Annotated in this window: 16 protein-coding genes; all 16 read left to right on the forward strand. The window is 42.9% G+C overall.

All coding sequences use genetic code 11. The features are described 5' to 3' along the window. Positions 1–27: 27 nt before the first annotated feature. The 16 genes from DWW86_RS00835 (at position 28) to DWW86_RS00910 (ending at position 14078) form a co-directional block, all read left to right on the forward strand. A complete protein-coding gene (locus DWW86_RS00835) occupies positions 28–1050 on the forward strand; it encodes a sulfate ABC transporter substrate-binding protein (protein WP_117941991.1) in 1023 nt (340 codons plus the stop codon). Between the two features lie 19 nt (positions 1051–1069). Next, the gene (cysT, locus tag DWW86_RS00840) at positions 1070–1906 is read left to right on the forward strand and encodes a sulfate ABC transporter permease subunit CysT (protein ID WP_117941992.1); all 837 of its coding nucleotides are present in this window, start codon (positions 1070–1072) and stop codon (positions 1904–1906) included. Next, positions 1906–2730, forward strand: a complete 825-nt coding sequence (gene cysW / locus DWW86_RS00845; RefSeq protein WP_117941993.1) for a sulfate ABC transporter permease subunit CysW — start codon at positions 1906–1908, stop codon at positions 2728–2730. Before cysT ends, cysW begins: the two co-directional genes overlap by 1 nt. Next, complete coding sequence (locus tag DWW86_RS00850; RefSeq protein ID WP_072521291.1) at positions 2730–3788, forward strand: sulfate/molybdate ABC transporter ATP-binding protein; 1059 nt, start codon at positions 2730–2732, stop codon at positions 3786–3788. The genes cysW and DWW86_RS00850 overlap by 1 nt, the downstream gene beginning before the upstream one ends. 60 nt (positions 3789–3848) lie before the next feature. Then, positions 3849–4280 carry an RrF2 family transcriptional regulator gene (locus DWW86_RS00855; protein WP_072521290.1) on the forward strand — a complete coding sequence of 144 codons (432 nt, stop codon included), beginning with the start codon at positions 3849–3851 and terminating at the stop codon, positions 4278–4280. 208 nt (positions 4281–4488) lie between these two features. After that, positions 4489–5742, forward strand: a complete 1254-nt coding sequence (locus DWW86_RS00860; protein ID WP_072521289.1) for an O-acetylhomoserine aminocarboxypropyltransferase/cysteine synthase family protein — start codon at positions 4489–4491, stop codon at positions 5740–5742. Next, positions 5729–6592, forward strand: coding sequence for a ferredoxin-like domain-containing protein (locus tag DWW86_RS00865; RefSeq protein WP_072521288.1), 864 nt, complete (start codon positions 5729–5731; stop codon positions 6590–6592). Before DWW86_RS00860 ends, DWW86_RS00865 begins: the two co-directional genes overlap by 14 nt. Continuing rightward, positions 6585–6833 carry a sulfurtransferase TusA family protein gene (locus DWW86_RS00870; RefSeq protein WP_015542534.1) on the forward strand — a complete coding sequence of 83 codons (249 nt, stop codon included), beginning with the start codon at positions 6585–6587 and terminating at the stop codon, positions 6831–6833. Before DWW86_RS00865 ends, DWW86_RS00870 begins: the two co-directional genes overlap by 8 nt. Before the next feature lies 1 nt (position 6834). Beyond that, complete coding sequence (trxA, locus tag DWW86_RS00875; protein ID WP_072521286.1) at positions 6835–7152, forward strand: thioredoxin; 318 nt, start codon at positions 6835–6837, stop codon at positions 7150–7152. A gap of 356 nt (positions 7153–7508) precedes the next feature. After that, on the forward strand, positions 7509–7718 hold the full coding sequence (gene thiS, locus DWW86_RS00880; protein WP_072521285.1) for a sulfur carrier protein ThiS: 210 nt from the start codon (positions 7509–7511) through the stop codon (positions 7716–7718). Continuing rightward, positions 7718–8524: a HesA/MoeB/ThiF family protein gene (locus DWW86_RS00885; protein ID WP_015542537.1), complete on the forward strand. Its 807-nt coding sequence runs from the start codon at positions 7718–7720 to the stop codon at positions 8522–8524. The genes thiS and DWW86_RS00885 overlap by 1 nt, the downstream gene beginning before the upstream one ends. A 519-nt stretch (positions 8525–9043) precedes the next feature. Then, the gene (locus DWW86_RS00890) at positions 9044–9463 is read left to right on the forward strand and encodes a M67 family metallopeptidase (protein WP_117941994.1); all 420 of its coding nucleotides are present in this window, start codon (positions 9044–9046) and stop codon (positions 9461–9463) included. A gap of 18 nt (positions 9464–9481) precedes the next feature. After that, entirely contained in the window at positions 9482–11176 is a 1695-nt protein-coding gene (locus DWW86_RS00895) for an adenylyl-sulfate reductase subunit alpha (RefSeq protein ID WP_117941995.1), read from the forward strand. After that, positions 11157–11468 carry a 4Fe-4S dicluster domain-containing protein gene (locus DWW86_RS00900; RefSeq protein WP_072521281.1) on the forward strand — a complete coding sequence of 104 codons (312 nt, stop codon included), beginning with the start codon at positions 11157–11159 and terminating at the stop codon, positions 11466–11468. The genes DWW86_RS00895 and DWW86_RS00900 overlap by 20 nt, the downstream gene beginning before the upstream one ends. Before the next feature lie 15 nt (positions 11469–11483). Continuing rightward, positions 11484–12386: a sulfate adenylyltransferase subunit CysD gene (gene cysD, locus DWW86_RS00905; RefSeq protein WP_072521280.1), complete on the forward strand. Its 903-nt coding sequence runs from the start codon at positions 11484–11486 to the stop codon at positions 12384–12386. Further along, on the forward strand, positions 12387–14078 hold the full coding sequence (locus tag DWW86_RS00910) for a sulfate adenylyltransferase subunit 1 (protein WP_117941996.1): 1692 nt from the start codon (positions 12387–12389) through the stop codon (positions 14076–14078). Positions 14079–14254: the final 176 nt, after the last annotated feature.

Here is a 14254-nt window from a genome sequence, read left to right on the forward strand (position 1 = left end):
TATAATAATCTACAGGGAGTGGCACAAATGAAGAAAAAGAAATTTCGAAACCTCTGTCTGGCAGCAGTTCTTGGAATCGCCGGATTTGCCGGCATCTGTTCCTACGATGCCGGAGCAGGAACGAATGTACATATTATTAATGTTTCTTATGATCCGACAAGAGAACTGTATGAATCCTATAATAAAATATTCAAAGAACACTGGAAAGAAAAAACAGGACAGGATGTCGATGTCATCCAGTCACATGGAGGTTCCGGCAAACAGGCACTTGAAGTGATCAATGGACTTCAGGCAGATGTTGTGACACTGGCCCTTGAATATGATATCGATGCAATCGAAAATTCAGGGATGATCAGAGACAGATGGAAAGAGGAACTTCCTGATGACAGCGCATCTTATACATCAACGATCGTATTTCTTGTAAGAAAAGGTAATCCGAAAAACATTCAGGACTGGAATGACCTGATTCGGGATGATGTGGATGTCATTACCCCAAATCCAAAAACTTCCGGTGGTGCCCGCTGGAATTACCTTGCGGCATGGGCATATGCACAGAAACAATACGATGGTGATGAAGCGCAAATGGAAAATTTTATCAAAAATTTATATCAGAATGTTCTTGTGCTGGATTCCGGTGCAAGAAGTGCAACAACCTCTTTTGTAGAAAATGGACAGGGAGATGTCCTGATTGCATGGGAAAATGAAGCTTTTCTCTCTGTGACAGATGATCCGGATGAGTTTGACATTGTGAATCCGAGCATCAGTGTACTTGCACAGCCATCTGTAGCAGTTGTTGACGAAGTGGCAGAAAACCGCGGTACGGAAGAGGTTTCAAGAGAATATCTGAATTATCTGTATTCTGATGAGGCACAGCGCATTGCCGCACAGAATTATTATCGCCCGGTAAATAAACAGGTCTTAAACGAATATAAAGATGTTTTTGACCTCAGCATGGAATTGAAGACCATCAATGATCTCGGAGGATGGCAGGAAGTTCAGCAGAAACATTTTGCAGACGGCGGAGTATTTGACAAAATTTACGGCAACTAAAAGATGAGGAGCGGATACTATGAAAAAAAGTAAAAAAAGAGTGATTCCCGGATTCGGACTGACAATGGGCGTGACGATCACGATGCTGAGTATCATAGTCCTGATTCCGCTGGCAACACTTGTAGTATATTCTTCACAGCTTGGACTGAAAGAGTTTTTCGAAGTAATCACAAGAAAAAGAGTATTGTCCAGCTTTTACGTAAGTTTTATCACAGCACTTGGTGCATCACTGGTCAACGCTGTGATGGGACTGATTCTTGCCTGGGTGCTGGTGCGTTATGAATTTCCTGGCAAACGGATCATGGATGGGATGATAGAGCTTCCTTTTGCACTGCCGACAGCAGTAGCAGGCATTTCGCTCACATCTCTTACAGCAGACCAGGGACTGATCGGAAGTTTTTTTGCAAAATTCGGTATCAAGATCGCTTATACCAAACTGGGTATTACATTTGCATTGATTTTTGTAGGAATTCCGTTTGTAGCAAGGGCAGTACAGCCTGTGCTTGAAAAACTGGATGGTTCTTATGAAGAAGCAGCACGTGTCATGGGTGCAAAACCGGGGCTGATTTTTCGAAGAGTAATTCTTCCGGAACTTCTGCCTCCGCTTCTGACCGGAACAGGGCTTGCATTCGGGCGCTGCCTCGGAGAATACGGAAGCGTTGTGTTTATTGCAGGAAACCGACCGTATGAAACAGAAATCACACCACTGATCATCATGTCGGAACTGCAGGAATTTGATTACCAGAGTGCAACATCCATTGCACTGGTCATGCTCATTGCATCGTTTTTAATCTTATTTCTGATGAATCTGATGCAGGCACGTAATTCAAAAAGATTGAGAGGAGGAGCCATCTGATGGAAAATAATAAAACAGAATCAAAAGCAGTAAAATATCTGCTGATTGGAATCAGCGTCCTCTTTCTTTTCGTGATGCTGGTGCTGCCGTTGTTTGTTGTTGTTACGGAAGCATTAAAAAAAGGCTGGCAGATTTATGTCGAAGCAGTGACAGATTCTTATACAATCGATGCGCTGATGCTGACTCTGAAGGCAACAGTCATTGCAGTTTTATGTAATACATTTTTCGGATTGTGTGCGGCATGGGCAGTGACGAGATTTCAGTTTAAAGGTAAAAAAATCCTGACAACACTGATCGATGTACCGGTTACTGTTTCTCCAATCATCGCTGGTCTGATTTATCTGCTCGTATTAGGAAAACAGAGTATTTTTTATCCGTATCTGCAAAAAGCCGGGATTCAGATTGTATTTGCAGTGCCGGGAATTATTCTTGCCACAGTATTTGTGACGTTTCCATTTGTTTTCCGTGAACTTCTTCCGGTGCTGGAATCCATCGGGACAGATGAGGAAGAAGCAGCAGCACTGATGGGAGCGAAAGGCTGGACTATTTTTTCAAAAATCACATTTCCACATATCAAATGGGCGCTTCTGTACGGAATAGTTTTATGTACAGCAAGGGCAATGGGAGAATTCGGTGCCGTATCGGTATTATCTGGGCACCTCAGAGGTCTGACAAATACGCTGCCACTGCATGTGGAAATTTTGTTTAATGAATTTCAGTATGTGCCGGCATTCGCAGTATCGTCAATTCTTGTGATTATGGCGGTGATTCTTCTGATTATACGAAGCATCATGGAGCACCGGGGCAAAAAGGAGGAAGCATAATGTACGTGGAATTAAAAGATATCAATAAGACTTTTGGAGATTATAAAGCATCGGATCATGTTTCCTTCGGAATTGAGAAAGGAAAACTGATCGGACTTTTAGGACCAAGTGGAAGCGGAAAAACAACGATCCTGCGTATGATTGCCGGATTGGAACAGCCGGACAGCGGAAAGATCGTCATCGACGGAAAAGTAGTAAATAACATTCCGGCAAGTGAGCGCGGCATCGGTTTTGTATTCCAGAGCTACGCGCTGTTTCGTTATATGACTGTTTATGACAATATAGCATTTGGCCTGAAAGTACAGAAAGCTGACAAAACTTATATCAAAAAAAGAGTAACGGAGCTGATAGAACTGATCGGCCTTAAAGGACTGGAAAAAAGATATCCGAGCCAACTGTCCGGTGGTCAGAGACAGAGGGTTGCTTTTGCAAGGGCGCTGGCGCCTAATCCGCAGCTTTTGCTTCTGGATGAACCATTTGCCGCTATTGATGCAAAAATTCGACAGGAACTTAGGACATGGCTGAAAGACATGATTGAAAAACTCGGTATCACCAGTATCTTTGTCACACATGACCAGGATGAGGCGATTGAAGTTGCAGATGAGATCATTATTACAAACAAAGGTCACATTGAGCAGAAGGGAAGTCCGGTGGAAGTATATCAGCGCCCGGAAACTGCTTTCAGCGCATCTTTCTTTGGTCAGGCAGCAATTGTGAAGGATTATCACATTTTCAACTATTTTGAAGATATTGCCGGAGCAGAGCATGCAATCGTCCGTCCGGAATTTGTCAAAGTGACCAGAAAAAATGAAGTGCAGAAATACAAAAGTTCTGCATCAGAAGCGGTGGTAGAACGTGTCGCCTTCCGCGGCAGTTATTTTGAACTGGGACTGAAAGTAGGAGATATTCAGTTGAGCGCGCGAAGGGGACTGGATGAAACGCTTGTACATACAGGGGAGACAGTAGACGTTTTTGTACAGCGCATTTTTGTTATAAAAGAAAACAAAGTTTATGCGTTGGAAAACCGTTCAGCAAGAGAAGATTATCTTGTGATTTGACGATATTACTTGTTTTCCCTATAACCTTGTAGTATAATAGGTATATATGGAGGGATTTACATGAAAATATCAACAAGAGGACGTTATGCACTTCGTGTTATGCTGGATCTTGCAGAGCATAACAATGGAGAATATATTCCATTAATGGACATTGCGAGAAGACAGGAGATTTCAGAAAAGTATCTGGAATCCATTGTATCTGTACTGAGTAAACAGAAGTTTGTAAAGGCATTACGCGGAAAAGGAGGCGGATATCGTCTGGCCAAAACTCCGGCAGAATATACGATCGGCAGTATTTTAAGAATTACAGAAGGCTCAATGGCACCGGTAGCATGTCTTGATGATCATCCGAATCAGTGCGAGAGAGCATCATCCTGCAAGACATTACAGATGTGGGAAAATTTTTACAAGTTGATCAATGAATATTTTGACGGAATCACACTGGAAGATCTGCTTGAACAAAATGCAGATATGGGTGATTATGTAATCTGAGACAGGACGAATTTTGCAAGTATAACGAGTCCGTAAAAGAAGTAAAACAGGACAGATTTGTCATTGAACTGATCTGGTCCTGTTTTTTAATGTTTGTGTTATCCTGAAAAAGGAAAAACTGGAAAAAACATATAATACATATTGACATGGTATGTTTATGGGTATATAGTAATAGCAACAAAAAGAAAGGATATAAGGGAGCACAGGAATGAAAGAATACGGTTTTAATACAACTTTGCTTCATGGGACAGAGGAGACAAATCCTTTTGGCGCGACACAGGTTCCGGTCTACCAGTCCAGTGCATTCCGTCACGATACAGCAGAGGAACTCGAAAAGATTTTTGCAAATAAACGGGCCGGATATTCATATACAAGAATCAACAATCCGACAGTTGAAGCTTTTGAGAAACGAATGACGAAGCTTGAGGGTGGAATAGGAAGTGTGGCATGCGCGTCAGGAATGGCGGCATTGACTATGGCTCTTATGAATATCCTGCAAAATGGTGATCATGTAGTTGCAGCGGCAGGATTGTACGGCGGCACAGTAGAACTTCTGGATGAACTGAAAGCTTACGGGATTACGACAACTTATGTACGAGAGAATACACCACAGGCTTTTGAAACGGAGATTACACCTCAGACCAAAGCTGTTTTTGCAGAAACAATTGGCAATCCGAAACTGGATGTAACGGATATTCAGGGAGTGGCGGAAATTGCACATAAGTATGGGGTTCCGTTTCTGGTAGATAATACAGTTGCAACCCCATATCTGATCAATCCGTTAAAGCTTGGAGCTGACATCGTGATTCATTCCTCCTCAAAATATATAAACGGGAGCAGTGATGCAATCAGTGGAATTTTGATCAGCGGCGGCGGTTTCAAATGGAATGCAGAGAAATTTCCGGGTATGGCAGAATTTAAGAAGTTCGGTCCATTTGCATATCTTGCAAAACTGCGAAACGGTTTATTTCGAAGTATGGGCGCCTGTCTGGCACCGCAGAATGCATTTTTGAATACACTCGGACTTGAAACACTTGGACTTCGAATGCAGCGCCACTGTAGTAACGCCATGGAGCTGGCGGAGTTTTTGAAAGAACTTGGTCATGGAATTACTGTTTCCTATCCCGGTCTTTCGGAACATCCATATCATAAGATTGCGGCACAACAGTTCCATGGTGGGTACGGAGCAATCATTACATTAAGAGCAGGAAGCAGAGAACGTGCTTTCCGAATCCTGAATGAACTGAGGATCCCATGGCTGGTATCAAATATAGGAGATACGAAAACACTTGCGATACATCCATCCAGCACAATTGCGGCACATCTGACACAGGAAGAAAAAGAACTTTCCGGTGTATATGATGATATGATTCGAATCAGTGTGGGAATAGAAGATATTGAAGATTTAAAAGAAGATTTCAGAAGAGTAATAGAAGGAGAGGACAAAAATGGCGAAAGTTGATTACGCAACATTAAAAAAAGGCGGCTTTATGCGTCAGAAACAGAAAAACAATTTTTCTCTGAGACTTGCCTGCGTCGGTGGTGCACTTACCGCTGAAAACCTCAAAAAAATTGCAGAGGTTGCAGAGAAATACGGAGATGGCTACGTACATCTGACATCCAGACAGGGTGTAGAGATTCCTTTTATTAAATTAGATGATATTGATGATGTGACAGTAGATCTTGCTAAGGGCGGATGTCGCCCGGGTGTCTGCGGACCACGCGTTCGAACAGTGACAGCATGTCAGGGAAATGCAGTCTGTCCGAGTGGAAATATCAACAGTTATGATATAGCTGTTAAATTAAATGAAAGATATTTCGGACGTGAGCTTCCGCATAAATTCAAATTTGGTGTAACAGGCTGTCAGAACAACTGCCTCAAAGCTGAAGAAAATGATGTAGGAATCAAGGGCGCTGCACAGATCAGCTGGAAAGAGGATACCTGTATTCACTGTGGTGTCTGTGAAAAAGCCTGCAGGGAAGAAGCAGTTACTTTTCAGGATGGCAAGCTCGTAATCGACACTCAGCTATGTAATTACTGTGGACGTTGCGCAAAATCTTGCCCGGTTGATGCATGGGACGTAAATAAAGCATTTCTTGTATCATTTGGCGGTACTTTTGGAAACCATATCAGTAAAGGAAGAGAATTCCTTCCGCTGATAACATCCGAAGAACAGCTTTTCCGTGTGACAGATGCGGCAATTCAGTTTTTTGCAGATCATGCAAATGCAGGAGAGCGATTCAAATTTACAATTGACAGAGTTGGAGAAGAAAAACTGTACGAAGTACTGAAAGGAGCTTATGATGGCTGATTATAAGATTGATGATACTGTAGATATTACAGATGTTGTCTGCCCGGTAACATTTGTAAAAGCAAAGGTTGCACTTGAGGAACTGGACGATGGACAGATCCTTGCAGTCCGTATGAATAACGGAGAACCGGTACAGAATGTACCGCGAAGCATTAAAGAAGAAGGACATCAGATTCTGAAACTCACTGACAACGGGGATGATACATTTACCCTGATCGTTAAGAAAGTAGAGGATGAATGATATGGCACTCAGAATCAATGCAGAGAACTTTGAAGAAAAGGTGTTAAAAGCAGACAAGCCGGTTCTTGTGGATTTCTATTCTGATAGCTGCATCCCGTGCAAACAGATGGCAGGAATCCTCGGAGACATTGAAGACGAGAATGAAGATAATATTTACATCTACAAAGTAAATGTGAATTATGACAAAGAACTGGCTGAGAAATACAAAGTCATGTCAGTTCCGACAGTGATCTGCTTCGTAAACGGAGAAGCAAAAGGAAAGACTGTAGGACTGAAAGAACAGGAAGAAATAGAAGAGTTGTTTGAAAAATACGTTTGATAAGTTTACATGTGTCAGATAAATATTTCATCGAAGATACGCTCTCGCTGCCTTCGACTGGCAGCAGTACGTAAGAAACCAAAATACGGTTTCTAAGTACTGGCCGTCTCAGAGCATCTTCTCCCGAAATATTTATCCGCACACTGGAAATTATCAAGACGGTGGGTAGCCAGCCTGCCGGCGGGAAGCACGACAATGGTTGAGAAATTCCTGTGAAACGGTTAATTATTCTTGTCAAAGCTGTAAAATTATTTAAGAACTTGTTGGGGATATTCAGGGGATTCATAAACATTTTCACAAGAAGATGATCTGACAACCAATTTCACAAATTTTGAGTATAAAAGGAGATAAGAGATATGTTTATTAAAGTTGAAGGAGAGAAGAAGGAATACCCGGAAGGACTTACCGTAAAGGAACTGATTGAAAAAGAAGACGTAGAGACACCACAGTATGTTACCGTAACAATCAATGACGAATTTATAGAAAGTGGTGCTTTCGAATCTACAGAAGTTAAAGATGGTGATGAAGTTGAATTTCTGTACTTCATGGGAGGAGGCGCAAGATAATGGCATTTACAAACGAACAGTTAGAGCGCTATTCCCGCCACATCATCCTCAAAGAGGTTGGTGCGAAGGGACAGAAGAAGCTTCTGAATTCCAGTGTACTGATCATTGGCGCAGGCGGACTTGGAGCACCGGCAGCTATGTATCTGGCAGCAGCCGGAGTTGGAACCATTGGAATTGCAGATGCCGATGAAGTTGATCTTTCCAATCTTCAGAGACAGGTCATCCATACAACGGCAGACCTTGGTAAGGCGAAAGTAAAATCTGCAAAAGAAACCATGCAGGCAATCAACCCGGATGTCAAAGTTAATACATACCGTAAGTTTATCACATCAGAAAATATCATGGACATCATCAGGGATTATGATTTCATCATCGACGGAACAGATAACTTCCCGGCAAAATTCCTTATCAATGATGCATGTGTCATGGCACAGAAGCCATTCTCCCATGCAGGAATCATTCGTTTCAAAGGTCAGCTTATGACGTATGTGCCGGGAGAAGGACCATGTTACAGATGCGTATTTAAGGATCCGCCGCCGAAGGATGCAGTGCCGACCTGTAAGCAGGCCGGAGTTATCGGAGCCATGGGCGGAGTCATCGGAAGCCTACAGGCAATGGAAGCAGTGAAATACATCATCGGAAAAGGAGATCTCCTGACAGGCAGACTTCTTACTTATGATGCACTGACAATGACTTTCCGTACGATCAAACTTCCTAAGAACCATGACTGCCCGGTATGCGGCGATCACCCGACCATCACAAAACTGATCGACTACGAGCAGGCGGAATGCGACATGCATATGTAATGCTGCGATAGTGGGAAAATGCGAGGACTACGTGTGTTGGATAAGTATTTCATCGAAGACACGCTCTCGCTGCCTTCGACTGGCAGCGGATACTAAGGGATTAAAAAACAATCCCTAAGTACCGGCCGTCTCAGAGCGTCTTCTCACGAAATAATTATCCACACACTGGAAATTGCAGACAGGACGTAACGCAGCCTGACATATGGCATGTACCGGAAAGAAAAGGCTTATATTTGTATATTGCAGAAGTACTTATAGAAATTCTTAAATACAGATACTTGCTGGTTTGCAATTATGAACGTAACTATTACTGCGGCCCACACGACAATTGTACGACGAACATATTTCGAGAAACAGTGTGTGAATAATAATTCATAAGAAGATGCTCTGAGACGGCCAGTACTTAGTGACCGTATTCTGGTCACTTATGTACTGCTGCCAGTCGAGGGCAGCGAAAGCGTATCTTCGTTGAATTGATTATTGCACACACGTAACTTGACAACATCGAGGAGTTTTATTATGAAACTATATTTGAAAAAATCCGATTACACCACCATCCTGGAACACTGTACTGCCGGCCTCCCGAACGAGTCATGCGGCCTCCTCGCAGGAACCAAAGAAGATGAGGAGATCACCGTCACAAAAGTCTATCTCCTCACAAACGTAGATGCCAGCATAGAACACTTCTCCATGGATCCGAAAGAACAGCTTAAAGCACTCAAAGATGCCAGAGCAAACGGATATAAAATCATAGGGAACTTCCATTCCCATCCTGAATCCCCTTCCCGTCCGTCAGAGGAAGACAAACGACTGGCATTTGATCCGACCATCGAATATCTTATCCTTTCCCTTATGGAGGAAGGAAATCCGGTGCTGAAAGCATTTGGAATCGACAAAGAAAAAAATGTTACGACCCACGAAATCGAGATTACAGAATAAAGTCAGGAAGAAAGAACCATGAGCAAACCCTTACAGGTAAAACAGATAGATACAGATGTCCTGATTATCGGCGGCGGTACCGCAGGCTGTTACGCGGCACTTACAATCAGCAGAAATTCAGATGCTTCTGTTCTGGTAGCAGAGAAAGCAAATATCAAACGAAGCGGCTGTCTGGCAGCTGGTGTTAACGCCATCAATGCATATATCGTCAAAGGACGTAAACCTCAGGATTATGTAGACTACGCAACAAAAGATGCAGCAGGCATCGTCAGAAATGACCTGCTTCTGACGGCAGCCGAAGAATTTAACAATGTAACAGCAGACATGGAAAGCCTCGGTCTTGTAATTCTCAAAGATGAAAACGGAGACTATGTGGCGAGAGGTAACCGCAACATTAAGATCAATGGCGAGAACTTCAAACCACTTCTTGCAGATGCTGTATACAAAAGCAAAAATGTAGACGTTCTAAATTACGTAAATATTACAGATCTTCTTACAGAAAACGGAAGTGTTTATGGCGCAGTCGGTTTTTCCATTATGGAAGAAACAGCCTATGTGATTCATGCAAAGGCAGTCCTGATCGCAACAGGTGGCGCTGCAGGCATTTATAAACCAAACAACCCGGGATTTTCCAGACATAAAATGTGGTATCCTCCTTTTAACACAGGAGCCGGATATGCGATGGGAATCCGTTCCGGTGCAGAGATGACAACCTTTGAGATGCGTTTTATTGCACTGAGATGCAAAGATACAATTGCTCCGACCGGAACCATTGCGCAGGGTGTACAGGCAAAGCAGGTTAATTCAAAAGGCGAAGTTTACGAGCATATCTATGGCCTGACAACCAGCCAGAGAGTTTATGGAACAGTCAGAGAAAACCAGCTGGGACATGGTCCGTGTTATCTTCAGACTTCCGGTATCACGTCCGAGCAGGATCGGGATCTTCTGAAAGCATATCTGAACATGGCACCGAGCCAGACCCTTAAATGGATTGAAAACGGCAAAATGCCGAGTGAACAGGACGTAGAGATTCAGGGAACAGAGCCATATATTGTAGGTGGTCATACGGCAAGTGGTTTCTGGGTAGATACAAAGAGAAAAACGACCATTCACGGACTGTATGCGGCCGGTGATGTTGCTGGCGGATGTCCGCAGAAATATGTAACTGGTGCTCTGGCTGAGGGCAAGATTGCCTCTTTTGCAATCATCGAACAGCTGAAAAGTGATTCTGATGAAACAACGTCCACAATCGAAAAACAGGCACAGGTGATTTTGAAAGATTACGAAAAAATCCGCAGTACACAGAACGGATTATTTACAATTGATGATCTGGAAGAAGCCATGCAGAAAGTTATGGACGAATATGCAGGCGGAATCGCAAGCAATTATCAGTTTAATGAAAAACAGTTAAAACTTGCAGAAGAAAAAATCGCGCGTTTAAGTGAACTGGCAGAGCAGATCGGGGCAGAGGATATGCATGAGCTCCTTTTTGCTTACGAGTTAAAAGAAAGACTTCTTGTCTGTCAGGTTCTGATCGAACATCTCAAAAACAGAAAAGAAACACGCTGGCATTCATTTAACGAAAATCTTGATCATCCGGAGACAGATGAAAAATTTGAAAAATATGTAAATTCCAGAATGGAAGACGGCAAGCTCCATATTCTGTTCCGGGATCTGATAAAGGGGGATACTTATGAGCATACAAATTCGTAAAGACCGCTGTATCGGCTGCGGAAAATGTCAGGAAGTATGTCCAGGCACCCTCATTCAGATCATAGATAAAAAGGCAGTCATGAAATACCCGAAGAATTGCTGGGGCTGTGTTTCCTGCGTAAAAGAATGCAGGGCAGGAGCCATTGAATTCTATCTTGGTGCAGACATCGGCGGCATGGGTGGAACAATGAATGTCACACAAAAAGGTGATCTTCTCAACTGGAATATCACCAGAGCAGACGGCAGCGAACTTGTGATCAGTGTTGACCGGAGAAATTCCAATAAATATTAAGACAGGAGACCAAATATGAGCGGATTATCACATTTAGATGAACTGGAAGCAGAAGCAATATATATTATCCGGGAAGTGGCAGCAGAATGCGAAAAACCAGTAATGCTTTATTCCATCGGAAAAGACAGCTCAGTAATGCTTCATCTTGCACTGAAAGCTTTTTATCCGGAAAAACCGCCTTTCCCGTTTTTACATGTCAATACAACATGGAAATTTAAAGAAATGATTGAGTTTCGTGATAAGACAGCAAAAGATCTTGGAATCGAGATGCTGGAATATATTAACGAAGATGGTGTAAAGCAGGGAATCAATCCTTTCGATCACGGTTCAGCTTATACAGATATCATGAAAACACAAGCTCTGAAACAGGCTCTGAACAAATATGGTTTTACAGCAGCTTTTGGCGGCGGCCGTCGTGATGAAGAAAAGAGCCGTGCAAAAGAACGTATTTTTTCTTTCCGCAACGAAAATCATGCGTGGGATCCGAAAAATCAGAGACCGGAAATGTGGAAACTTTATAATACTGAGATCAATAAAGGCGAGAGCATTCGTGTTTTTCCAATCTCCAACTGGACAGAAAAAGATATCTGGCAGTACATACAGAGAGAAAATATTCCGATCGTACCTCTTTATTTTGCAAAAGAACGTCCGGTGGTATATCGTGACGGAAATATCATTATGGTGGATGATGAGCGTATGCGTCTGAAACCGGGAGAAAAACCGGAGATGAAAAAAGTACGTTTCCGTACACTGGGCTGTTATCCGCTGACCGGAGGTATCCTTTCAGAAGCAGATACACTTGATGCAATCATTGATGAGACATTAAGTTCTGTGGAATCCGAAAGAACCAGCCGAATAATCGATTCTGACGGTGGTGCAGCGAGCATGGAAAAGAGAAAGAGAGAGGGGTATTTCTAAATGAGTGGTTTACTGAAATTTATTACCTGCGGAAGTGTGGATGATGGAAAGTCCACACTGATCGGACACATACTTTATGATTCAAAACTGCTTTATGCAGATCAGGAAAAAGCCCTGATCCTTGACAGCAAAGTTGGATCCAGAGGTGGTGCAATCGATTATTCACTTCTTCTCGACGGCCTGATGGCAGAAAGAGAACAGGGTATCACAATCGACGTGGCTTATCGTTATTTTACTACAGATAAAAGAAGCTTTATTGTTGCAGATACACCTGGTCATGAAGAATATACAAGAAATATGGCAGTTGGTGCTTCCTTTGCACAGCTTGCAATCATTCTGGTCGATGCAAAACAGGGTGTTCTGGTACAGACAAGACGCCACAGCCGTATCTGTGCGCTGATGGGAATTCATCACTTTGTATTTGCAGTCAACAAAATGGATCTTGTGGACTATAGTGAAGAGAGATTTAATGAAATTATAAAAGACATTAATGAGCTTTCTGAAAGTCTCGGACTTCAGGATGTTGTGATCGTTCCGGTCAGCGCGACTGAAGGTGACAATGTGACTGTCAAATCTGAAAATATGCCATGGTATACAGGAAAAACACTTCTGGATCATCTGGAAACGGTTGATGTGACAGAGACTGAGAGCGAAGCCGGATTCTATATGCCAGTACAGCGTGTATGCCGTCCAAATCATGAATTCAGAGGATTTCAGGGACAGATTGAAAGTGGCAGGATCAAAGTCGGACAGACCATAACCACACTTCCGAGCAATGAAACTGCAACAGTCAAAACATTACTGAATGGAAGTACATCCGTAGAGGAAGCAGTGACAGGCCAGGCAGTGACAATCCAGCTTGACAAAGAAGTGGATGTCAGCCGTGGATGTGTTCTGACAGATCAGGCACAGCTTTCCGTTGCAAAAAGCTTTACAGCAACGCTTCTCTGGATGGATGACAGCAGACTGACTCTCGGAAAAGAGTATCTGGTAAAACTCGGTACTAAGAGGATTCCGGGATTTATCCGCAGTATCAAATATAAAATCGATGTCAACACAGGAGAACATATTTCTGCTGATTATATCGAAAAAAATGAAATTGCACTTTGCGAAATCGAACTGGCAGAAAAAATTGTGCTGGATGAATTTAAGAAACATAAAACACTTGGTGAAATGATCCTGATCGACCGTGTCAGCCATATGACTTCTGCATGCGGTGTACTGGAAACGGTAGAAAATGACAGCGAAAAACCATATTTCCAGAAGGACGATATCAAAGTCGGCGGTTATGTGTTTGAAGAATTTTACTTCAATCTGGAAAATGCTATGATGTCCAAAACAGGATCTGATAGGAAAACCTATCATGTAGGAGATGAAGTGCCGGTTTCCGGTGACAGCTTCAAATATCCGGAATACTTTGATATTTTGTCCGTTGAGGACGGTGCAGCTGTCCTGATTCGTGACGGTAAAGTTGAAGATATTCAGAAGATTGAAGATTATCGCTACATGGGACTGCCGGTAGTGGATGAGCGTGGAATGGCGCTGCTTGTGAAAAACAGAGCAGAATTGGACAAATTCCTCGAAGAAGCGAAAGCAGCAACTGCAGAAAACAGATCCGAATTGCATAATAAATGGTTCAGATTTGAGTTGTACAGGAAAGTGGTTTGTACGGATAATTTTTGGGTGATCTAAGGGAACTTCCTTAGGAACCTTCGGGGGTGCCCCGAAACCTTGATATTTGAAAAAGATTCTGAGGGGGAAGAGCTCACAGTTGCGAAGGCCGCACTTCCCCCTCAGACTCCCCCTTGTTGGCCACGCGGTCGTATATGAGCATATTATTTATACGTGAGCAAATATTATTTAGTTAT

It is taken from the genome of Ruminococcus sp. AF17-22AC, from assembly GCF_003460065.1.
Taxonomy (GTDB): domain Bacteria; phylum Bacillota; class Clostridia; order Lachnospirales; family Lachnospiraceae; genus Blautia_A.

Bases quoted from the DNA above. Each gene is read 5' to 3' on its own strand.
- DWW86_RS00885 (WP_015542537.1), top strand. From the start codon at position 7,718: ATGGCATTTACAAACGAACAGTTAGAGCGCTATTCCCGCCACATCATC.
- DWW86_RS00895 (WP_117941995.1), top strand. From the start codon at position 9,482: ATGAGCAAACCCTTACAGGTAAAACAGATAGATACAGATGTCCTGATT.
- DWW86_RS00865 (WP_072521288.1), top strand. From the start codon at position 5,729: ATGGCGAAAGTTGATTACGCAACATTAAAAAAAGGCGGCTTTATGCGT.
- DWW86_RS00870 (WP_015542534.1), top strand. From the start codon at position 6,585: ATGGCTGATTATAAGATTGATGATACTGTAGATATTACAGATGTTGTC.
- cysW (WP_117941993.1), top strand. From the start codon at position 1,906: ATGGAAAATAATAAAACAGAATCAAAAGCAGTAAAATATCTGCTGATT.
- DWW86_RS00890 (WP_117941994.1), top strand. From the start codon at position 9,044: ATGAAACTATATTTGAAAAAATCCGATTACACCACCATCCTGGAACAC.
- DWW86_RS00860 (WP_072521289.1), top strand. From the start codon at position 4,489: ATGAAAGAATACGGTTTTAATACAACTTTGCTTCATGGGACAGAGGAG.
- DWW86_RS00850 (WP_072521291.1), top strand. From the start codon at position 2,730: ATGTACGTGGAATTAAAAGATATCAATAAGACTTTTGGAGATTATAAA.
- DWW86_RS00855 (WP_072521290.1), top strand. From the start codon at position 3,849: ATGAAAATATCAACAAGAGGACGTTATGCACTTCGTGTTATGCTGGAT.
- DWW86_RS00910 (WP_117941996.1), top strand. From the start codon at position 12,387: ATGAGTGGTTTACTGAAATTTATTACCTGCGGAAGTGTGGATGATGGA.
- trxA (WP_072521286.1), top strand. From the start codon at position 6,835: ATGGCACTCAGAATCAATGCAGAGAACTTTGAAGAAAAGGTGTTAAAA.
- DWW86_RS00835 (WP_117941991.1), top strand. From the start codon at position 28: ATGAAGAAAAAGAAATTTCGAAACCTCTGTCTGGCAGCAGTTCTTGGA.
- cysT (WP_117941992.1), top strand. From the start codon at position 1,070: ATGAAAAAAAGTAAAAAAAGAGTGATTCCCGGATTCGGACTGACAATG.
- DWW86_RS00900 (WP_072521281.1), top strand. From the start codon at position 11,157: ATGAGCATACAAATTCGTAAAGACCGCTGTATCGGCTGCGGAAAATGT.
- thiS (WP_072521285.1), top strand. From the start codon at position 7,509: ATGTTTATTAAAGTTGAAGGAGAGAAGAAGGAATACCCGGAAGGACTT.
- cysD (WP_072521280.1), top strand. From the start codon at position 11,484: ATGAGCGGATTATCACATTTAGATGAACTGGAAGCAGAAGCAATATAT.